The sequence below is a fragment of the Prevotella sp. P6B4 genome (assembly GCF_000619985.1).
In the GTDB taxonomy this organism is placed as follows: Bacteria; Bacteroidota; Bacteroidia; order Bacteroidales; family Bacteroidaceae; genus Prevotella.
Genome location: NZ_JHVE01000027.1, coordinates 1 through 23,203, shown reverse-complemented (window position 1 = coordinate 23,203; position 23,203 = coordinate 1). Strand labels below are relative to the sequence as shown.

Genomic DNA, 23,203 nt, shown 5'->3' with positions numbered 1-23,203 from the left:
ATTGATATAAAAATTATGTACAGACATTTCTTTAAGCGAGTTTTTGACTTGATTTTTGCTTTACTCGCTCTTCCTTTCGTGTTGCTGATTATTGTAATTGTTGCTCCATTCATCTGGTTTGATGATAAAGGCCCTATCTTCTATGCCGGTAAGCGCATAGGCTACAAGGGTAAACCCTTTGGGATGCTGAAATTTCGCAGCATGAAGGTGAATGCTCCTGACATCCGACTAGAGGATGGTAGCACCTACAATGGTGATGACGACCCACGTGTGACAAAGGTAGGTAAGTTCCTCCGCAAGACCAGCCTGGACGAGATTCCGCAGTTTCTTAATGTTCTGACAGGAGAAATGAGTTTGATAGGAATTCGTCCTGACCCTCTAGACTGGTTAGAAAAATACAATGAACATGAGAGGGTGATTCTCACAGTGAAGCCTGGTATTACAGGCTATAATCAGGCGTATTTCCGCAATAGTGTGGATGGACTGGTGAAACTGAAGAATGATGTGTATTACGCAGAGAATATATCGTTCTGGCTTGATGTGAAGATTTTCTTCAAGACCATTAAGACTGTATTGTTCCGTGAGAATATCAACATTGACGAAGACAGAAAATGAGAGAGTACGGTAGTGAACATCCGGCAGTGCTTCTGCCTGATAGGTATTTTGATACATTCGAGAAATATGGCAGAGAAATAACCTACCTGAGAAATGGCAGGGAAGCTTTGTTGTATGCTTCTTGCAATTGCAAACCTGGGAAAGAGGCTATTATCTTATGTCCTGCATATAGTTGCTGGTCTATGACTGCACCATTTGAATTCTCGGGTTGGACAATAGTATATTACCGACTCAATGAGGATTTGACGGTAGATGAAGACTATCTGAAAATATTGTTGAGAGGTTGTAAAGCGGATGCCATATTAACCATGAATTTCTATGGCGGTGCAGCAACGAATGCAGCAATTGCCATAGTAAAGGAATTCAATGAGAAGATAACTGTCATAGAGGACTTCTCTCATTGCACTTTCTGTTTGGATCAGATATTCAACGAGCAGGTTGACTATTATGTTTCAAGCATTAGAAAGTCTATTGGTGTGAGCGATGGGGCTATTATTCTCAGCAAGAAACCGACTAACAAGGCTTACATAGGAGGTACAGCACCTGGCTTTGGACAATTGCGTCTGGGCGCACAACAGCAAAAGGGGCGGTATGCTTTTACTAAGTCATTGGACGATAAAGACACGTTTCTGTCAGAGTTGAGGCGCGGAGAGGAAATGATTGACAAGCTGGATGGCGTCCATCCCATTTCTGAGGTGTCGTTGAAACAGATTGAAAGCATCAATGGCGCAGAGATTGCTTTTGCTAGAAGGGAGAATATGAAACACCTGTGGGGCTTACTGAACGGAAGGGTAAAGATGATTCCAGGATTGGAAAGGAGTTTCAATGGTGCTCCGTTCTCTTTGCCAATACTTGTTGAGAATAGGGATTCTGTGCAGAAGCAGTTGGCACAGAAAGGGGTATATGCTCCAGTGCTTTGGCCAATATCAGATGAAGCAAGAGCGACATGCAACGTCTCTGCAAAGATGGCAGACAAGATGCTTTCAATACCTGTTGACCAAAGATATAACTATGACGACATAGAGGATATAGCCTCAATTGTGATTTCTACTTGTAGCAAATAATATGAAGAAATTAATGGTACTTGCTGCGGGTCTGCTTCAGATCCCAGTAATAAAGAAAGCCCGTGAAATGGGCGTATATGTCATTGCTGTAGATGATGACCCCAATGCTCCTGGTATGGCATTGGCTGATAAAGCTATCGTGCCGGGTGGACTGATGGATGAAGAGAAATTAGTTACTATTGCTAAAGAAGAGCAGATAGACGGTGTGATTCATCCTTGTTCAGAGGTGGCTATGAATGTGATGGGTCGTATCAATGACGAGTTGCATTTGAGTGGTATCTCAAAAGAGATGGCTATTCGCGCCACAAACAAACACTTGATGCGTGAGGCATTTGAGAAATATGGCGCACCAAGTCCTAAGTCTATATTAACAAAAGATGAAGAAGATGCTTGGGAGATATTCTGCGAACAGTTCTCTACTAATGCCATACTGAAACCTTCACGTAATAGTGGTTCTCGAGGTATCGCTAAAGTGGAAAAGGGGATTACGAAGGATGCTTTCATTGAACTTTATCGGAGGGCTTTGAATGAAAGTCGCGATCATAGTGTTCTGATTGAGCAATTCATAGAAGGACCTGAGTTTTCTGTTGAGGTAATAGTATGGAATGGAGAGCCGCATGTGCTGGCCGTTACAGATAAGAAGACTACGGAAGCACCTTACTTTGTAGAATTAGGTCATAACCAGCCTTCGGTTTATCCTGTGGAGATACAAGAGAAATTAAAAGCAGGTGCTATAGCAGGATGCAAAGCTTTAGGTTTGACCTATTGTGCTGCTCATTGTGAACTGAAAGTTCAGAATGGGGAGGCTTATCTGATGGAAATTGGCGCCAGGATGGGAGGAGACTTTATATCTACTGAATTGACTCATTTGAGCAGCGGAATAGATATGGTGGCTGCTACAATTAATGTAGTACTTGGTGTAGAGCCTAATCTGAATCCTGTTGAGGATAAACATGGGGTTTGCATTCGTTATTTTACTCCTAAGCCTGGTAAGTTAGTGGCTATTGAGAATGAGGAGGCATTAAATGATGCTCACGTATATGATGCGGAGATTTATCATAAAGTGGGAGATGTTATTCCAGAGGTCAAATCAAGTCTTGACAGGTCAGGACATGTGATTGTTATTGCTGATACAGTCAAAGAGGCTATTGACCGAGCTGAAAGAATGATAAAGGAAGTAAAGATGATAACTGCATGAAAATTCTGATACCTTTTTCATATTACCATCCAGAACAATGTGCTGGCCTGTTTGTTATAGATGATATGACTGCAGAAGCAGCACGGCAGGGGATAGAGTCCGTGATAACTGTTCCGACTCCTACAAGAAATGTAGCGCCTGGGGCAAAGTGGGATAGAGAAGAAATACTTTGTGACGGAAAGGTATTGGTTCATCGTTTCCGGATGTACGGGGAAGGGAAGAACCCTGTGTTGAGGGCTTTGCGATATCTTTTTTGCGAGATAGTTCAGTTGCATTATATGCTCTGGAAGGAGTATGATGTGGCCTTTATTGATAGCACACCTCCAATTCAAGGATTGAAATTGCCCATAGTACGTTTGTTAAGAAAGAAACCTGTGGTGTATAATGCACAGGACTTGTTCCCTGAAACTCTTAGCGGTACAGGACTGGCGAAACAAGGCGGATTACTTTGGAAGATTGGTATGTGGGTGTCGAATGTGACATTCCGCAATTCAGACAAGATTATTGCTATCTCTAATGATATTAAACGCAGTATGGTGGCACGTGGCGTACCTGCTGAGAAGATTGAGGTGGTGTATAACTGGGTAGATGAAAAGGCTGTACAGCCGGTAGCGAAAGAGGATAACCCGCTATTTGATGAGTTTGAATTAGACCGCAATAAGTTCACTATTGTTTATGCCGGTAATCTTGGGAATGCTCAGAACATAGGCATAGTATTGGCTGGCGCGAAAGAATTGCCAGAAGTCCAGTTTGCGGTATTTGGGTCTGGAGGTCTGGAGAAAGAGGTACGCAAGCGTATATCTAACGAGGGGCTGACAAATGTTCATTTGAATCCATTACAGCCTTTAGAGAGAGTAAAATATGTGTATTCGCTGGGTGATGCCTGTATAGTTTCTTGTAAAGAAGGGCTTGGCGGTAGTGCTATGCCATCTAAGAGCTGGTCAATTATGTCGTGCGGACGACCTGTTGTGGCCAGTTTTGATGAAGGAGAACTGAAAGAGATATTGGAGAATAATAACTGTGGCGTATTCTCTCACGCAGGTAACGTGAAGGAATTTGTGGCCGCCATCAGACAAATGGCAACAAATAGAGAAAAATGTGAAGAAATGGGCAAAAACGCCCGTCAGTTTATATTGAATAATCTCACTAAAGAAGTGGGTGCAAAGAAATACGTTGATATAATCAAATCTGTAGTAAAGAAATAATCGTTATTAAATATGAACACTAAATTGAGAAACGTTCCTTTCTCTCCGCCGGATATGTCGGAGGCAGAGGCAAAATTAGCATCTGAGGCTATTTTAAGTGGTTGGATTACAACAGGTCCGAAGACAAAAGAGTTTGAGAAGAAGATTGCAGCTTATGTTGGAACCAACAAGGCAGTATGCCTTAACTCTGCAACGGCTGCTATGGAAATGGCACTTCGTCTGATAGGTGTTGGCCCTGAAGATGAAGTCATTGTGCCAGCTTATACCTATACTGCTACAGCTTCTGTTACCCAACATGTGGGGTGCAAAGTAGTGATGGTGGACAGCCAGAAGGACAATGTGGAGATGGACTATGACAAGTTGGCTGAAGCTATCACTGAGAAGACAAAAGTCATTTGTCCGGTGGATTTGGGTGGTGTGATGTGTGACTTTGACAAGATCTTTGCTGTGATTGAGTCCAAGAAGCATTTGTTCCGTCCTGCCAACGAGATTCAAAAGAAGATAGGACGTATTATTGTAGCTGCTGATGATGCTCACGCTTTTGGTGCCCAGTGGCACGGAAAGATGGCTGGAAGTATTGCTGACTTTTCTTCTTTCAGTTTCCATGCTGTGAAGAACTTGACTACCGCTGAAGGAGGAGCCCTCGTGTGGCACCTTCCGTTTGGAAACGATATCATTGATGTTGACGCTAACGATAGCTATTTCTCGACAGTTCCAAGGAAAGAAGGTGAGACTTGGGATGAGATGCTTTATCGTATATCTCAGTTGTTGAGCCTGCACGGTCAGAATAAGGATGCGCTTGCCAAGACTCAACTTGGTGCTTGGGAATATGATGTGATTGGCCCTTGGTACAAGTGCAATATGACGGACATTATGGCCGGAATTGGACTTGCACAGCTGGAGCGTTATCAAGGTATGCTGGAACGTCGTCGTCATATCATTGGAGTGTATGACAATGCACTGAAAGATCTACCTGTAGCCGTATTGAAGCATTTTGGTGAGGATTTCGCAGGAAGTGGACACCTGTATATCACCCGTTTGCTGGGACGTACCGACCAGGAACGTCGTGATGTGATTGTAAAGATGGCAGAGAGGGGCATTGCCTGCAATGTGCACTACAAGCCGCTGCCTATGATGACGGCATATAAAGCACTGGGCTTTGATATCAAAAACTACCCTAATGCTTATCATCTATTTGAGAATGAGGTGACACTGCCATTGCATACGAAACTCACAGATGAGGATGTGGAGTATGTGATTAGCAACTTTGTGGACATCGTGAAGAACCTGTAAAAGTAATCGACTAGCAGCATTGAATTTGAGACTTAATCTTGTTCTTGGACTTTGACTTTGTCGAAATCGCTCATACTCGGCAAAGCTCAAGTAAACTTGGCATTGCTCTCGTTTAATCGCGATATTGGGTGTGTGACACCTCAGTACGTTTATCGTATGTGGGGTGGAACGGTCGCATATGAAGAGATTGAGGCTGGATTAAAGGAGATAAAGAATGGTTGTAGATAAGAAGATACTGGATGAGTTGACGGCAAAGGCCAAGGAAAACCCGAGATTACGATGCAATCGGGATATGCGCAATAGTGCTGACCATAGATATGGTGCCGGGAGGAGTTGTGCTGAATATCGAGAAAGGGCAGTGGCATAGCTTAAAGTGTCTGGAGAGCGGAACTGTGCTGTTTGAGGCGAAAGATGGCTCATATAGACCACTTGATGATGATGAGATTTTAAATTTGTAGCTTAATTGGTTAATGGTTTAATAGATAAATAAATATAAAAATATAATTATGAGTGTTTTTGAAGGAAAAACCCTGTTGATAACAGGAGGCACAGGTAGTTTTGGTAATGCAGTGTTGAACCGCTTCCTGAGAACGGATATTGGTGAAATCCGCATCTTCTCGCGTGATGAAAAGAAGCAGGACGATATGCGTCATGACTTCCAGGCGCGTATGCCGGAGGTGGCCAACAAGATTAAGTTCTACATTGGTGACGTGCGTAACAAGAGCACACTGAAGTACGCTATGAAGGGTGTGGACTATGTGTTCCATGCAGCTGCCTTGAAACAGGTTCCCAGTTGCGAGTTCTTCCCAATGGAGGCAGTGAAGACTAACGTGATTGGTACAGACAATACGCTGGACGCAGCTATCGATGCAGGCGTGAAGTGTGTGATTTGTCTCTCGACCGATAAGGCAGCTTATCCTATCAATGCCATGGGTATCACCAAGGCTATTGAGGAGAAGATTGCTGTAGCTAAGAGCCGTCTGAGTGGCGACACCAAGATCTGCTGCACGCGCTATGGTAATGTGATGTGTAGCCGTGGTAGCGTTATTCCTCTTTGGATTGACCAGATTCGCAAGGGTAATCCTATCACATTGACAGAACCTAAGATGACACGATTTATCATGTCGCTGGAAGAGGCTGTAGATTTGGTGCTCTTTGCCTTCGAGAACGGTAAGAATGGTGACATTCTGGTTCAGAAGGCACCCGCTTGTACCATTCAGACCCAGGCTGAGGCTGTTTGTGAGCTTTTTGGTGGCAAGAAAGAAGAGATCAAGGTCATAGGAATAAGACACGGAGAAAAGATGTATGAAACCTTGCTCACCAAGGAAGAGGCGGCCAAGGCTATTGATATGGGTAACTTCTATGCAGTGCCAGCAGATAACCGTGACTTGAACTATGATAAGTACTTCAAGGAGGGTGATGTGAAGCGTGCGCTGATTGATGAGTTCAACTCGAATAACACGAGGATTCTGAATCTTGAGGAAACTAAGGAGAAGATTGCTTCGTTGCAGTATATCCAGAATGAACTTAATGGTATTCCCAATCTCGTATAATATGAAGATACTTGTAACTGGAGCAAAGGGGTTCGTAGGTAAGAACCTTTGTGCTCAACTCAATACAATTAAAGACGGCAAAGATAGAAGGTTTCCTGAACTTTCTATCGAAGCTGTTTATGAATACGATATTGACAATACTGCAGAAGAACTTGACAGGTGGTGTAGTGATTGCGATTTCGTATTCAATCTTGCAGGTGTGAATCGCCCGAAGGAGCAGTCAGAGTTCATGGCGGGTAACTTTGGCTTTGCCAGCACACTGCTTGATACATTGAAGAAGTATGGGAACAAGTGCCCTGTGATGCTGTCTTCGAGTCAGCAGGCTTCATTGACTGGTCGTTTCGGTAATAGCGAGTATGGACGAAGCAAGAAAGCTGGTGAAGATTTGTTCTTGGAATATGGTAAAGAGACTGGTGCAGAAGTGCATGTATATCGCTTCCCCAATCTGTTCGGTAAATGGTGCAGACCTAACTATAATTCGGCTGTAGCAACCTTCTGCAATGCCTTCGCCAACGACCTCCCTTATACGGTCAATGACCCAAGTGTAGAACTGGAACTGCTCTATATTGATGACCTCGTAGATGAGATGATTGCCATCTTGCAGGGTAAAGGTCATCACTGCGAGTTCGAGGGATTAGAGGTTATTCCTGGACCCCTCGGCAAGTACAGGTATTGCCCAATTACTCACAAGGTTACTCTTGGTGAAATTGTTGAGCTGCTTAAGAGTTTCGCTGAACAGCCAAAGACTTTGATGATTGACCAATGGTCGACCTCTGTCGCGACTCGGCATAGTTCATGCGAGCATGACTCTGCCCTCGCTGCTCCATCGGTTCCTGAGATTCCTGATTACGCTTTTGCAAAGAAATTATATGCGACTTATCTCAGTTATCTGCCAAAGGAAAAAATTGCTTTTCCTTTAAAAATGAACGAGGATGATAGAGGTTCTTTTACTGAATTACTTCATACTGTTCATAGCGGTCAGGTCTCCATCAACATCTCGAAGCCTGGCATCACCAAAGGTCAGCATTGGCATAATACCAAGTGGGAATTCTTTATTGTAGTGGCTGGCCACGGCTTGATTCAGGAACGCAAATTGGGTAGTGATGAGGTGATAGAGTTTGAGGTGAGTGGTGACAATATCCAGTGCATACACATGTTGCCAGGATACACGCACAATATCATCAATCTCTCGGAGACGGAGAATCTGGTGACGGTGATGTACTGCAATGAGATATTTGATCCAAGTCGGCCTGATACGTTCTTCGAGAAGGTTTGATGGGTCGCTATGCTCGAAATTTGACAATAATTAGATTCAAAATTGTATAAGATGAATATTAATCATTTTAAGAACGATGGAAAGCTGAAGCTGCTGATTATCGTGGGTACACGCCCTGAGATTATCAGACTGGCAGCTGTGATTAATAAGTGCAGACAGTATTTTGACTGTCTGTTGGCACATACGGGTCAGAACTATGACTACAACCTGAATGGGGTGTTCTTCAAGGACCTGAAACTTGCAGATCCTGATATCTATATGGAGGCTGTGGGTGATGATCTCGGTGCAACGATGGGTAACATCATCGACAAGAGTTATAAGGTGATGGTAGAGACGAAGCCTGATGCTGTGCTGGTATTGGGTGATACGAATAGTTGTCTGAGCGTGATCGGTGCTAAGCGTCTGCATATACCTATCTTCCACATGGAGGCCGGTAACAGATGTAAGGACGAGTGTCTGCCGGAGGAGACAAACCGCCGAATCGTGGATATTATTAGCGATGTGAATATGGCGTACTCGGAGCATGCCCGTAGGTATTTGGCTGATACGGGCCTGCCTAAGGAGAGAACGTATGTGACGGGTTCGCCTATGGCAGAGGTGCTGCACAATAACCTTGCTGAGATTGAGGCAAGCGATATTCATTCTAGGCTTGGACTGGAGAAGGGAAAGTATATCCTGCTCTCTGCTCACCGTGAAGAGAATATTGATACTGAGAAGAATTTTATGTCATTGTTCACTGCAATCAATAAGATGGCTGAGAAGTATGATATGCCAATTTTGTATTCTTGTCATCCTCGTAGTCGCAAGAGATTGGAGCAGTCGGGATTTGTGTTGGACAAGCGCGTGATTCAGCATGAGCCTCTGGGATTCCATGATTACAACTGCTTGCAGATGAATGCTTTTGCTGTAGTTTCTGACTCTGGTACTCTGCCTGAAGAGAGTAGTTTCTTTACATCAGTTGGGCATCCGTTCCCGGCAATTTGTATCAGAACATCTACAGAGAGACCAGAGGCATTGGATAAGGGTTGCTTTGTGCTGAGTGGTATTGATACCGTTGGATTGCTCCAGAGCGTTGATGTGGCTGTAAGCCTGATTAAGGATGGCAACCAGGGCATTCCCGTGCCTGACTATGTGGATGAGAATGTATCAACCAAGGTGGTGCGCATCATCCAGAGTTATGTGGGTGTTGTGAACAAAATGGTTTGGAGGAAGTTTTAAATCCCAAGAATTAGAGAATACGCAAGAGGGTCGATGCACTGCATCGGCCTTTTTTTTTATGCCCTGTAGGGGCAATATCCAATCACCCATCGCCCCTGTAAGGGGCTCATAACGTAGCGTAGGGCCTCGGCCATATGTGAATGAATAATCAATCATCACCATCACCACCATTCACCCCTAATAGCCCCAAATAAAAAGGTAGCAGCTAACAAAGTAGAAATACTTGGTTAGCGTTTTATTTTTTTTGAGATATTTGGTAATAATTCGATTTTTTCTTGTTTTTGTTTGGAAGTAAAGAGAAATTTCGTATATTTGCGAACGGAAAGGGATGTCGACATCGAAAATCACCCTGAGTACATAAATGTGAATATGCTAAAATATCTCGTAACGCGTTGAATCTTAATCTATTAAGGTCCGCCTTGCGGAAAATTGCTATGCCAAGGGGGTAATATATGTATAAAATTGATCCGACGGATGGACTAGAAGAAACTCAATTAATTATTTGAAAACAATTCTCCATGGTTATTGATACAGAACTTCTTGATAGAGTATCGGAGCAGGCGAAGGAATCTCCTCGTTTGCGAATGAATTACAACTTCCATCAGAGCTTGGATGAGAAATGTCATCGCTTTTTGAATGCTGTGGAGCTTGGGACGGACGTGCCGATACATCAACATCCCACGAAGGATGAGACGTTTGTGATTCTGAGAGGGAAGGTGCGGGTGACTACGTATAGGGATGATGGGTCGATTATCGAGGACGTGGTGCTCTGTGCGGAAGAAGGTAGATATGGCGTGAATATTCCGAAAGGCGTGTGGCATACGATTGAAGCAATGGAGCCGGATAGCGTGATATTTGAATGCAAAGAGGGGCCGTTTGTCCCTCATGAACTTGACGGGATCTTAGAATTGCCAAAGCAATGAAATACATCAAAGCTCTTTGGCAATTTTGCGCTTACCTATTTGTACCACAGTGGAGATGCCAGAAAAGCGGAAATACTGAGGGAAGAAGATTAAGAAAGACGAAGATATGATAAAGGCAAAAGTCTTTTTGTGTGATTTGAATAAGTTAAATGGCAACAATATATAATTTTTCAGAATCTCTGAGTCGGATAGACTCCATTTTATCATCAAATATACCGGAGAAAGCAGCCCGGGCAATTCCGAGTGTCGAAAATATTAATTCATCATCGGAATATTTGTCTCAGGCTACAGTGATTCATGTGAAATATGAAATAGTGCCTGATATGTGGCACCCTGTGGATAAGAAGCTAAATCTTCCTGTCATTCAAAGCTTTGTTTCAGAAGCAATTTGTGTTGGAGGTTCGAGCAGTTGCTGCAAGGATATTATGATCACGGCTGATTATCTACGATTGGTGTATGATACATCCCTGAAGACAGAACTGAATGAGGCATTGGATGATGCGGCTCGCATAAGAACGTTGGCAATGGTGGTTTCAAAGCTGGCAAAGCAACGAGAATATCCTATGATAAAAGCATCTGTAGGGATGGACTATGGCACGGTAACTATGCTTCCTGTCAATCTAATTGACAGTAGATATCCTCGTTTTATATGGACGGGTGAAGTCGTAGACCGAGCACAACAAAATGCAGGCAAGGCCGATGACGATATTGTGATAAGCGACGTTGTTTGGAAGAATCTGACAGATAATAACCGCAAACTTTTCGAAACGGATGGTTTTTCGTTTTCAACCTATCGCGGAAAAATAGTAAATATTGCTATGAATAATTGGATTGCAAAATAATAAAGGCGTCATGAAGAAGATAAAGTTTGATTTGAACGGCGATAATAGACCGTATATTGAAGATCTGGAAGATGCAAAAGATTCCATGTTCAGGAATCAGTATGAGCAGTGTGTTCTCCTTGTTGATGCCTATCTGAAAGGTGTAAAGGGGATGAGGGAAACCCCTGACGCCTTGCGTAACAGTGTTGACAACAATAATAATATCATTGTGTTTGATGGTGAACGGGGATCAGGTAAAACATCTTGTATGTTGTCTATGGCTAATATGCTAACATCACCGTATCATCATAAAATATGTAATGGATCAAGGTACACTGCTGAAGCAGATTTCCTTACTATCCCGATGATTGACCCTTCGTTCTTTGACGAAGAGCATAATGTCCTATCTCTGTTTATTGCCAGGTTATACAGCGTGTTTCTGGAAAATGAAGATGCTGATTGTGCTGACGATGGGAAAGGGAATTTGTATAGGAATGACTTGATGAAGATGTTCGTTAAAGTACAGCAGAACTTGCAAAGCATGTTCGGAGATAAGAAAGCCAAGGATGGTATGGAGTATCTGGTTGATATGGCTGCATCCGTGGAAATTAAAGAGAATATAAAAAAACTGGTAGATTTGTACCTGAATTATTGTGGTATTTATGGAGGCGTCTTGCTGTTGCTGATAGATGATATAGATATTGATAGTGCTCATGCTTACGAAATGTGTGAACAGTTGCGTAAATACTTTATGCAACCGAACATTATTACCTTTATGTCTATGAAGATAGACCAATTGTCGGGTATTATTCAGCGAAAATATACAGAGGAGTATATTCTGACTAACGACCGAAATCCATACAGAAGATACCCAAGGGTGACTTTGGATGAACGGGAAGAAATAGCGGAGCGAGCCGAACGATACTTGGCGAAGCTGTTACCTGCGCACCAACGTATCTATATGCCTTCACCTTCAGAGTATATGGATGCGGAGCCTGCCTTTTATGACAAGGAAAAGTGGGGGTATCACTTGTCAGAAGGAATCAGAATTAAACAGGTTATTCCTGAATTGATTTTCCAAAAGACAAGATTTCTTTTCTATAATAGCGCCAAAAGGGTTAGCTATATTGTGCCGAGAAATCTCCGTGATATGCGGCAACTGTTTAAACTGCTGTTGCAGATGAAGGACTATGCTGAATCAGGGGAAGCAACCCCGCATTACTATAATAAGGAGATGTTTCGCCAGTATTTCTATAATGACTGGTGTGACATCAACCTCACAGAAGAGTACAAAGACTATGCTGACAGGGTGAAACGTGTGCAGAATGTGGAAGAGCTGAATTACGAAGTTCTTCAGATATTGGATGAGATTAATGAATCGAATTTGGGCAACAGAGTTGGAAACCCATATGTAGATAGTGTTATGAGCCCACAGAATACACCCTTTAATATTTCAGTTGGCGATGTTCTTGCTATTATACGTTTGACTCAACGGACGAAAGTGGGCGAGGATATCCGAAAATTCCTTTTCTTCCTAAAAGCATTCTATAGTATCCAACTATATTGTGCTTACGATACTATTTCTTCTTCGAGTGAGAAAGATAAGGAGCAGGAACGAGCCAATCTGTTGATACAAAAACCTGAACACGATGTAGTTAGGAATGAGTATGAGGCTATTGTTGGCGGTAGTGTGTATTGTACGGATTTGGATGAACCGATACCACAAGAGACACCTGGCAATAGGATATCGCATAGAATAATATCTTTAGACAAAATAGACAAACTGTTCGCTTCTTGTTTAGATAACTGGCAGCAGGCAGAGTCTGATAAGTTGGTGAGCTTAGCAGAATTCTTGATGTTGTCCATTTATTATGACGGTTCCAAGGATCCCTCTATGCAAATGTCTTTCCGTATCTCACCGGATTTATGCTATGATGAGTTGACACTCCATTCGGATCTATGTTTTGACTTAGGAGCCTTGTTCTTCAATCTGTGTAGGGTAGAACGTTGTTTCAATAGGTTCCAGATACTCCCGCACGGAAGGGCTTTTCTTGACAAGTTGAAAGCAGATAGGGCTGAAGGGCGCGACCCTCTTTTTAACGAAATGAAGCGTATCACTTTGGCGAATCGTAAAAAGGAATGGAAAAGTGAAGAGGAAAAGTGGTTGTCGTTCTGCTGTTTCCGCAACATGGAGATAATGGAAGACCTGTTAGATACTGTCAGAGCAAAAGAGTATGATGAGGGTTTGGACAGCTATGGCTTACTTCACGCTTTCTTTGATGCAGTAGCCAGTTATAGTATAAAGTCGTATGACCGATATGATGATGACAGAACGGGCGAAGAGGATAAACCCTACACCATACATTTCGAGTTTTTCAAGTATTTCGCTAAATTGTTTGCTCCAGAGAATACTTCATTGAAAGAAGAATTTGGGGCAGTAATTGAAGAAACATTTATAGAGAATCCGTTTGAAAACGAGATAGATGACAGCATTGGAAATTCATAAGAAGAAAGGATTGCAATTGTGTCTGAGGACGCTTTTGATCCGAGCAGACTGCACTCCATTTATCAAGCAATTTGTGGATGGCAGGTGTGGTGTGGAATCACCAATGGTTAAATCAATGGACCTGGTCCAAATGATGCGTGAAGAATGCATGGAGGACGAGCGGTATTCCATAGACCAGTTAAAAGGAATAGTAGAGATGTTGGCCACGCTTTGGATGAAAGAAGATGGTCAGTCTGTACTTTTGCAATACTCAAAAGTTCCTTCTATTTACAATGCATTGCTCTATTTCGTGGATCAAGATACACTAAGACTGAAAGACAATACTCATATTGTATGTCATTGGGAAGACATTCTGCGCTGGCATACGCTAAGTTCAGCCATTGGTGAAGATCTACTGGTATGCGCATTTCTGGCATCATACGACCAAAAGAATGCATTGGATACTATATCAAGAAACGATTTTACTTGGCCTTCATATATCAGAACCGATGATCCTACGTTGGAGACAATGCTAGAGATGCCTTTGGCAGACATACACGCGCATCTGAAGGGTTCATCGCTCAATTTCGACGTCAACTGGATATGTTTGATGAACCATATTGACGGGCGAAAGGAGCAATTTGAAGACCTGACCGATTTTATTCAGGGCACTCAACACAACAAAAAAGATGCTGAAGGACTTTATCAAAAAGCGGTAGCCGCTGCTGCTATTCGACTCTTTCTTGCTCAACAAGAGAAAACTGGTGGTGTTTTCTCGATGAAGGATTTGAAGGCTGTGCTGAGGTGTTTTACCGACGGTTCTATCCTGAACAAAGCCAATACATTGCAACAATCGATAGGGACGGCATTGGAAATCTGCGGGAAAAAATATTCAAATGAAATAACTGGTGAAACAGCACGCTTTGATTATGCAATAAGAGAGGGAATAACTGTTCCACGCGGTAAGCAAGAGATGTGTGCTTATAGTCTGTTGTCGGGTGAACGATACATTTTATACAATGCACTGGCAAATATTTATAAAGGAGGAAATAATGACGGGCAAATAGCCACATTGTTATATGTCTATTTGCTTATCAAAAATGAGATTCGTCATGAACTAAGTCAACTAAACGATACTGTAGGTTTTGCCAATTTCAGTATCTATGAGAGACGTAAGCTTATTTTTACAGAAAGTTACCCTGTGTACGAAAAAGCTGCTATCCATCTTGCAGTAGCAAGTTTTTTTAACGAGAATCCTGATGGTAGTAGATATCATGAGACTCGCATCACTCCAAAATTGAGTGATGAAGATATGGACAACGTGGTTGATAAGAATATTGCAGAGATAGACTTCTGCGATAATGCGATAGAGAACAGTATGTTCAGGAGCAGAAATGAAACGGAGAGTTTGCACTGGACCTACTGCTATATCTACCATTTTATTAAAGAGAATGACAAAATAAAGGAAGAGCTTTTGGAAGTGGAGCCTCGTCACCACTTGTTGAGAGAAAAAGTAAAAAAACAAGCTTTGGGAATATATGACTTGAGAAATTCTTTGAAAATCAATAAGCGTGGTGAGTATTATGCTGATAGAATAGTGGGTATTGATGCCGCCAATAGTGAAATCGCAGCCCGTCCTGAGGTCTTTGCGCAGGCGTTTCGATTTCTTAGAAGACACCAAATAACTCATAAGCAAAATTATAGACCAGCAGACCTTGGTATAACATACCATGTTGGAGAAGACTTTATGGATATTGTCGATGGTCTGAGAGCTGTAGACGAATCCATCCGGTTTCTTCAATTGGAAAAGGGAGACAGGATAGGACATGGTCTAGTACTTGGGGTTGACGTTGAGAAATATTACCAATTACGGAATTATACGGTTGCGTTGTCGCTCCAGATGCAGATGGATAATGCTGCATGGCTTTGGAAACGACTGACTCAGATGGGTTTATATGATAAATGTAGAGCAGAACTAGAACATCGTTTTGGTATCTGTTTCAGGAGAGTATATCCGGAGTATGGCGGTACGCCTAACATTGATTTATTCTATAGCAGTATGCTGTTGCGTGGTGACAACCCTTCATGCTATGATTCTTACGGCAAAGTAAACAACAGATATAATCATGTGACGGGATGGGGGAACAAAGCTTTGGTAAGGTCAAAGGTTTGTGACGAAGCCCGTAAACAGCGTGAAGCTTGCAGACTGTATTATCTTTACCATTATAGCAAAGACTGGAGATTGAATAGTAAAGTCTATGATACGTGGGAGGTGGATGATGAAATGTGCCACGCTATCTGTCAGGTGCAGCAAAAACTTCTTCAAGAAGTAGAGAATTTGGGCATTGCCATTGAGTGTAACCCAACATCCAACTTCAAGATAGGAGAGATTGACCGTTATGACCATCACCCCATAACAAAGTTCAACACTATAGACAGACAAAGCCAATATCCAAGACATGATATTTCCGTTTCCATCAATACTGATGACAAGGGCGTGTTTTCCACGTCGATAGAACGCGAGTATGCTCTGGTTGCCCATGCTCTTATACGTAAGTACAGGTATAAAAGTGGTGAGATAAAAGACAGTGATGTATATGACTGGCTTGATAAAATCAGACTCTATTCCATTGAACAGCGATTTGATAAGACTGTACATCTGCAAGATCCAACAGAGAAACATACTTTAAGGGATTTGAAGCATCAAATTCGGCAAGAGGTTGAAGACGATATTCGTGGCCAACGATTTGTTGACCGTTTAAAGCTGAGCGTCGGATTATTGTTTGGAAAGAAAGATGACAGCACTCTGTGATTATGACAGAAACAGAGCAGTTGCGACATAACTAAGTGAAAATAATATCAAATGACGGATACTATATCAATACATCAATCATTTTTGATGCCAGCAACCAAAGGGGTAAAAGCGGCTCCTGTGGATGTTGACGGCTATGCCGTTGTCAATAATGATTCATCGAATAATGTGTTGGATGGTATCAAAGATGTTTTGGAGGAACACAATCAGTCATTAGATTCGTTGACAACAAAGGTGAATGGGATATCGGAATTGGGTGTTGGTTATAGCGATGCTTTGTCTCATATCGCCATTCCATTGATTATTGCCCTTTTCGCTTTTGCTTTTACCTACCTTTTCTCTGTCATTACCCGCATCAACGAGAAGTACAACTCTGAGAGCATCAGCAGAATGTTCAAAACGAGTTTATCATATCGTTGCTATATGTGGGGATCGGGTATAAGTGTAGGGTATGTTATCTTGATGGGGGCTCTGTCACTAATGTTGACTGATACTGTTCGTCAAGGGTTTATGCCCATTATGAGTTGGTCTTGCCTTGTAGTGGCTGGTCTGTATTCGAGTATCATACTATGGTTTGTGCACACCTGTCTGGAGTATGACGACCACCAGAAGATGCTGGGTATTATTGAGAGTCGCTATCAATGGGAAAAGAAGAAGAGCTCTGCTCTGAATCATCGTACAGAAAGATTGATAGACTTGTGCAGATACGCTGATAGCAAACACAGTGCGGATTTGGTGGCAACAGTCCTGAATAGAGTAATCGAACTAGACAAAGCAGAAAGGAATGATAAAAAAAGTTCTATAGGATTCTATACTATGCGCTTTTATGAAAGCATGGTGGAGAGTTATATACTTAATCCCCATGATGGCGAAACAGAAAGGAACCTCCTATGGAACTGGTCTAGAACTTTCAGGCATGATAAGCTTCCGATTACTGCCATTTTTTATCGAATGCTTGGCAAAATGGTTGAAGCCGTAAAGCGAGGGAGATTCAGTCTTTTTGAGGCATTTATGGAGAATTGCAAGTTCCGATATGACTATATCAATCATGTGCCTGAGGTGAGGTTTTCTGTAGGCGAGAACGTAGAGGAGCAGAAGAAAGTAGATGAAGAGGGGCTGGAAATGTGGCGTGAACTTCGTAATGTACATTATATTGCTGCGGCATATCTTTTTTCAATCGGTCACTATGAAGTGGCAGGGGTCTTAAAGAAAGGTGCTGGCAGTAACAATAACTCCTTCTTCCCTACAACTGCTGCGCAAATATTGATGCAATATGCAAACTGTAAGGAAAATCAGGATAGTAATTCCGGGTCATTCTTTCGTGCATATATGTCGATAGACAAAGTGATAGGGCACAAATACGATAGGGAATTACTGGAGAAATTTACAGCTATGTTGCTCCTTTTGTCAGTGGAACCCGATGAAGAGGAAGAATACGTTGTATGTGACAGTAAACGAAAACTTATAGATAAAGCCAAAGAAGAGTTGATAAAATATGGCGGGCTGTGGGTGAAACATCCAGAGATTGTAAACCGCTATCCTTCGATACAGGGCAAGAAAATAAAAGAATTGATAGAGTTGGCAATGAAAAAGTTTACGAATGGAGAATTACAGTCAGAAAAACCACAAAAAGGAAGAAGGGCAAAGGAACCCGTTCAAACTATATTTGATTTGCAACTCACTACAGAAGACGAGAAGCCTGTAAGGGAATTGTTCGACACTATATTATACAGTAACAGAGGTAGTATAACAGATGGCCTCAATGGCGATTTTTCGGAAACGAAGAATGAAGAGATCGAAATAGGAGCCTATACATTCCTTACAAGCAAACAAATTGTGTTGAACCAAGACATTTGGCATCATCCTCAAGTGTTCAATGACATGTTGCAGGTTTTTAAGACAAGGTTCATATATGTTGTTTATGAGGCATTGTCGCAGATGAAGGTGAAGGAAGTGTATGCTAAATGGGATGAATTTGAGAAGTTGTTCGCAAAAGAGGTTGGAGAGCAGGGAGAGCAATACGTCATGATAGACACGGAGAGCTCTATAGACGGTTATATCAAAATGGATCCATTGCCAGATGGTAAAAAGTGGTCGATGCATAGATATTACAAAGGTGCTTACTATTACAATTCGGGGTTTGGCTCTATGTTCAAACTTAGGGACGTGCCTTTAGCTGAGAAATATGGGAACACGGTTGTTGTGGTGCGTTTTACAGATTTACCTGTCTTGGTGAATACCAGCAAGGATGGGAAACCTATAGTTCAGATTACTGATGAACCCAATAGAGAAAAGGGTTGGGCATCAATGAGAGTAATTGTTGATCCTTGTCTTGTTGCTAAATACAGCAAAGATGCAGAAGTGGTAAAGTTCAACTTTAAGAAATAGAAGATGTACGCACCTTATCAGATACCTAAGCCAAAGAACTGGCAAGACTTGGGTAAGCTGTCAATTTTGACGTCTTGTGTATGAAATGGGAAAATGATACCTTTCTTGAAACCTACGGAACAAGTGGCATAGCCGAGCGGGGCTCGTTTTAAGAATGAGACAAATGGTATACAGTAGTAAAGATTCTAACATTGTTGACTTTTGTCACGACTCGACCAATTATGAGCGCTCGGCTTTGCCGCTTTCATCAAGCGCAGCGACTGAAAGAATATGTTACCGATGACCATCGGTATTAAAAAGTAATAAAGTTTAATACGATTTAGACGCTTCAGGTAGCGATAGCTGCCCTAAAAGGCTGTTTTTAAGCTTGGACGTCAAAATTGACAGTTTACTTAACATTTGGTTTAAACAATTTTACTACATAATAATGAACGAATCGCATTGTTATATTGTAAGTTATGATCTCTGCATACCAGGCAGAAATTACGAATCACTTTATCAAGCGCTAAAAAACTTTGAAAGGTGGGGAAAGTTGACTGAATCGACATGGGCTATAGTTAGCAATTTAAACCATGTGCAGCTAAGGGATTATCTTATGCAATATATGGATAGCAATGATAGACTGATAGTTGTGCTCAGTGGACAGTCGGCTGCATGGAATAGGGTGATAGCAGACAATCTGTGGGTGAAAGAAAATATCGTGAAGTAATGAAAAAGCATTTTCCCGGTTTTTATACCTATACTAAGCATGAACAAAAAGAACTGATAGGCAAATCTACTATTGTTTTAGGCGCTTCAGTTTTGCTTGACCTGCTAAAAATAAGCTACGGCAATGTCTTTCTTGATATTGTTAGCAAGAAAATAGAGAAAGATCGTCTTTGGTTACCTTATGATACTGCCTGGCTCTATCATGAGCGAATAGCTACTATCGTAGATGAGCAAGTAAAAAACGTAGATAGTGCCGCAACAGCCCTCAATAGGTTGAAGGATAACTTCTCGGATAATGGGCAACATCCTTATATCTCTGATACGTTAAAAGTGGACTTCGATAAAATGATGAATAAGATAAAAGATGCTCTTGATAAGGATAGGAATTTCTTACTTGGTCACCTGAATAATTCATCATTACGGAGTCGTATAGATGAATTATTTCAAGGCAGAATAGGAGAACCCTACGAACAAAATCAGTTGGAGCAATTATACCAAGAAAGTGAGGAGCGACATAAGCAGCGCAGACACCCCAGTATAGACTTTTCTGGCAGTAAAAATATTCGTATCAGGCACCATCGTTTGATAGTGTGGAAGCAGATAGAACGATATGCCAAGGAAGAGAAGAAACCAATTGTACTTGTTCTGAACCGAATTACACCAAATTGGTTCTTTATCTATAATGACGCAATGGTAAGACCACATCAGAACCTTATCAATGAGTTTATTGAGAATACAGGTCAGAACATATATATCATCACAGCGCATGAATTGATTGACAGGTTGACATCCCCCAAAACGTCTGATGTCAATAATCTTTTGACTCAGCTGAAGAATAAACCAGATTTTACATATAACCAACAGACCGATTTGAAAGATAATATTGCAACCACTCAATGAATAAGAATCCATTTTCTATATATGACTTTATGGGATATCTTTTTCCTGGGATGATGTGCTATATCATTATAGCATATTGTTTCAGAATGGGATTGAATATTAGCGAAATTACTAATTTTGAAAACCTTCGCAATATAGTCAAGGAGTCTCAGATGGAGTTTAACCTAGAAAAGTCTGTTATTATTATTGTTATTGCCTATATCTTAGGACATATTATGTCATACCTATCTTCAGTAACCATTGAACTATTTACTCTGAAAGTGTTTGGCTATCCATCGGAGTATCTTCTGGAAAGAGGACAAGGTAGGAACTGGTGGCAGATGTTGAAGGCTTTTTTTGCTTCGGAAGCTAACTCTTCCAACAAGAAATGGGCTTTTGTTAAAACTGTATTTCGTATTATCATGAAAGTGTTTATGGCCTTTTTGCTGTTCCCGATAACATTCTCCACATTTACATTCGCCTATTTCTTTGATATCAACGGATGGATTGTAAGACCGTTGGACAAATATCTGAAGAATACACTCAAAGTTAAAGAGTTCAGGCTGGCAAACAGGCTTGGTATTAATCATCCTGATGTAAATCAAGAGTGCGATTATCACAGGATTGTGATGCACTATGTATATTTGAACATTCCCAATTCACAGCGCAAGACAGATAACTACATTGCTCTTTATGGTTTTCTTAGGAGTATTTCATTTGTGTTTTGCACAACCTTTTTCGTTTTTGGCGCATATGCACTGACAACGGTTGATATATCAGAACCTTTTGATAAGGATTTACTGTTTATATTGTCTTTGTTCTTCACGTTGTCTTACATTTGCTTTTTGGGGTTCGTGAAGTTTTACAGACGCTTTACTTTGGAAAACTATATGGCAATGTTGACGGCGATGCCGGATGATGGGAGATAAATGTTCATTGTATATCTAAGTAATCTATTGATAACAGGATGGGAATGAAATATTGCGAGTTTTTGGAAGAAATAACTGCAGATGAGCTATATGAGGGGCTTCTTGGCTATGGTATGTTTGCCAACAAACTTCCTCCTGTTTTCACATCAGAGCCTTTCTTTAACTATTGTCAGGCTAACCATCCTGTTTTCCCTGATAAATGGCATGATTATGTGAGCTACAGTTCAATGAGGAATATTAACATCCCAAGATTATTTGGTATTCCTACCCCTATGAATTATCAACGCCTTTGTACCACATTACGAGATCATTGGGTAGATTTGAAAACTCACTTTCATGCGCAAACAGATAATCAAGATTACAGGGTAAGCCGTATTCATCTTAGAAAGCTTTTTGGCAAGAAAGAAATATTTGAAATGAACTATAGTAACTGGCGCATAGATGGAAATCCGGAAACTGAACTGTTGATTTCTAAGACTAACGGTGCCAGTAAGTTTATTGTCAAGGCTGATATTTCAACTTGCTTTCCGAGTATTTACTCTCATTCGTTACCTTGGGCTTTAGTAGGAAAAGTGACAGCAAAAGCTACATGTAACAATGATGGGCTATGGTATAATAAAATCGATGCCGCCTGTTCAACATTAAAGAATGGTGAAACTCATGGACTTCTGATAGGACCTTATGCATCAAATCTCTTGTCTGAAGTTATACTGACAAAAGTAGATAAAAGACTCTATGATAAGGGCTATCGTTATATCCGTAATATTGATGACTTTGAATGTTATGTTGATAGTAATGAAGCTGCACAAAGATTTCTTAGCGATTTGGAGGAAGCTCTTAGAGAGTATGATTTACCGTTAAATCACAAGAAGACTGCGATAATGGCCTTGCCTGTTGCTATTGCGGAAAAGTGGATTCACAAATTGAACGGATTCCTTTCCATCAACAAAGAGCAAATTACATATAAAGAAGTTAATGCTTATCTCGATTTGGCTCTTGGTTTGGCCAATAGTACAGGAAACTCTGCCGTTTTGAAATATGCAATAAAGGCTCTTTCTGGACGAAATTTGACAAAGAGTGCTAAAAATCTGGCTGCACAGCGCATTATGCATATGTCTGTAGTCTATCCTTATCTTGTACAGATGATGGAGGATAGTGTTTTCGGCCCAATGGATGTTAAGAAGGAACTGATTAAAGAATATGCCGATGCTCTTTACGCTGACTCCAAATCAACTCATAATTATGAGGCAATCAGCTATGCTATTTACTATAGTCTGAAACATGACTTTACTTTAAAAGAGCTTGATGTTAATTGGGTCATTGAACGTGGTGATTGTGTTCTGCTACTGATGACATGGCTTTATTACTTGAAAGTTAATCATGGAAATAAATCTGCTACAGACTTAAAACCTCTCAAGAGAGAGGCTATGCGTTTAAAGGACTCGGATATGGATAGATACTGGCTGTTCTGTTATGAGGTTGTGGCGAAGGATCATCTTCCCGGGGATTGGAAGGCAATGAAACGGGCCAAAGTGAGTTTCGTTAAGGCAACTTTGTGATAATTTATTAGGTAAACTGTCAATTTTGACGTATTGTGCATGAAATGGGAAAATGATACCTTTGGGCTCGTTTTAAGAATGAGACAAATGGTATACAGTAGTAAAGATTTTGAGAGCCTTTGGTTTTTGTACCAGGCTGAGGGCCTCCCGAAGAATATCTCGATAGAGGAATTCTGCACAAAGCACGGGGTTGATTTCCCAACTTTCGACAAATGGTACAGGAAGACGCATAAGAAGGTTTATCCGATAGCAGTGACTGGGATGCCCGCTGAAGAAG

Annotated in this window: 16 protein-coding genes and 1 pseudogene; all 17 read left to right on the top strand. The window is 41.4% G+C overall.

The window, feature by feature from the left end:
- Positions 1–15: 15 nt before the first annotated feature.
- A complete protein-coding gene (locus tag T491_RS0114270) occupies positions 16–615 on the top strand; it encodes a sugar transferase (protein ID WP_028904485.1) in 600 nt (199 codons plus the stop codon).
- On the top strand, positions 612–1,679 hold the full coding sequence (locus T491_RS0114265) for a hypothetical protein (RefSeq protein ID WP_028904484.1): 1,068 nt from the start codon (positions 612–614) through the stop codon (positions 1,677–1,679). Before T491_RS0114270 ends, T491_RS0114265 begins: the two co-directional genes overlap by 4 nt.
- Position 1,680: 1 nt before the next feature.
- Positions 1,681–2,877, top strand: coding sequence for an ATP-grasp domain-containing protein (locus T491_RS0114260; protein WP_028904483.1), 1,197 nt, complete (start codon positions 1,681–1,683; stop codon positions 2,875–2,877).
- On the top strand, positions 2,874–4,082 hold the full coding sequence (locus T491_RS0114255; protein ID WP_028904482.1) for a glycosyltransferase family 4 protein: 1,209 nt from the start codon (positions 2,874–2,876) through the stop codon (positions 4,080–4,082). The genes T491_RS0114260 and T491_RS0114255 overlap by 4 nt, the downstream gene beginning before the upstream one ends.
- A 24-nt stretch (positions 4,083–4,106) precedes the next feature.
- A complete protein-coding gene (locus T491_RS0114250) occupies positions 4,107–5,375 on the top strand; it encodes a DegT/DnrJ/EryC1/StrS aminotransferase family protein (protein ID WP_028904481.1) in 1,269 nt (422 codons plus the stop codon).
- 506 nt (positions 5,376–5,881) lie between these two features.
- Positions 5,882–6,928 (top strand): polysaccharide biosynthesis protein, encoded by a 1,047-nt coding sequence (locus T491_RS0114240; protein WP_028904480.1) that lies wholly within the window; start codon positions 5,882–5,884, stop codon positions 6,926–6,928.
- Position 6,929: 1 nt separating this feature from the next.
- Complete coding sequence (locus tag T491_RS0114235) at positions 6,930–8,204, top strand: NAD-dependent epimerase/dehydratase family protein (RefSeq protein WP_028904479.1); 1,275 nt, start codon at positions 6,930–6,932, stop codon at positions 8,202–8,204.
- A 51-nt stretch (positions 8,205–8,255) separates the two neighbouring features.
- Positions 8,256–9,422 carry a non-hydrolyzing UDP-N-acetylglucosamine 2-epimerase gene (wecB, locus tag T491_RS0114230; protein ID WP_028904478.1) on the top strand — a complete coding sequence of 389 codons (1,167 nt, stop codon included), beginning with the start codon at positions 8,256–8,258 and terminating at the stop codon, positions 9,420–9,422.
- 518 nt (positions 9,423–9,940) lie between these two features.
- Positions 9,941–10,345 (top strand): WbuC family cupin fold metalloprotein, encoded by a 405-nt coding sequence (locus T491_RS0114225; RefSeq protein WP_028904477.1) that lies wholly within the window; start codon positions 9,941–9,943, stop codon positions 10,343–10,345.
- A gap of 149 nt (positions 10,346–10,494) precedes the next feature.
- Entirely contained in the window at positions 10,495–11,187 is a 693-nt protein-coding gene (locus tag T491_RS0114220) for a hypothetical protein (RefSeq protein WP_028904476.1), read from the top strand.
- A 10-nt stretch (positions 11,188–11,197) separates the two neighbouring features.
- On the top strand, positions 11,198–13,672 hold the full coding sequence (locus T491_RS0114215; protein WP_155950160.1) for a hypothetical protein: 2,475 nt from the start codon (positions 11,198–11,200) through the stop codon (positions 13,670–13,672).
- Positions 13,650–16,463 carry a hypothetical protein gene (locus tag T491_RS0114210; protein WP_028904474.1) on the top strand — a complete coding sequence of 938 codons (2,814 nt, stop codon included), beginning with the start codon at positions 13,650–13,652 and terminating at the stop codon, positions 16,461–16,463. Before T491_RS0114215 ends, T491_RS0114210 begins: the two co-directional genes overlap by 23 nt.
- Positions 16,464–16,514: 51 nt before the next feature.
- The gene (locus tag T491_RS0114205) at positions 16,515–18,851 is read left to right on the top strand and encodes a hypothetical protein (protein ID WP_028904473.1); all 2,337 of its coding nucleotides are present in this window, start codon (positions 16,515–16,517) and stop codon (positions 18,849–18,851) included.
- 708 nt (positions 18,852–19,559) lie between these two features.
- Entirely contained in the window at positions 19,560–20,459 is a 900-nt protein-coding gene (locus tag T491_RS0114195; protein WP_028904471.1) for a PIN-like domain-containing protein, read from the top strand.
- A complete protein-coding gene (locus T491_RS17225) occupies positions 20,456–21,367 on the top strand; it encodes a hypothetical protein (RefSeq protein ID WP_028904470.1) in 912 nt (303 codons plus the stop codon). Before T491_RS0114195 ends, T491_RS17225 begins: the two co-directional genes overlap by 4 nt.
- Positions 21,368–21,405: 38 nt before the next feature.
- Complete coding sequence (locus T491_RS0114185) at positions 21,406–22,926, top strand: RNA-directed DNA polymerase (RefSeq protein ID WP_036916176.1); 1,521 nt, start codon at positions 21,406–21,408, stop codon at positions 22,924–22,926.
- 87 nt (positions 22,927–23,013) lie between these two features.
- Positions 23,014–23,203 (top strand): annotated as a pseudogene (locus T491_RS18140) (hypothetical protein); the annotation flags it as partial.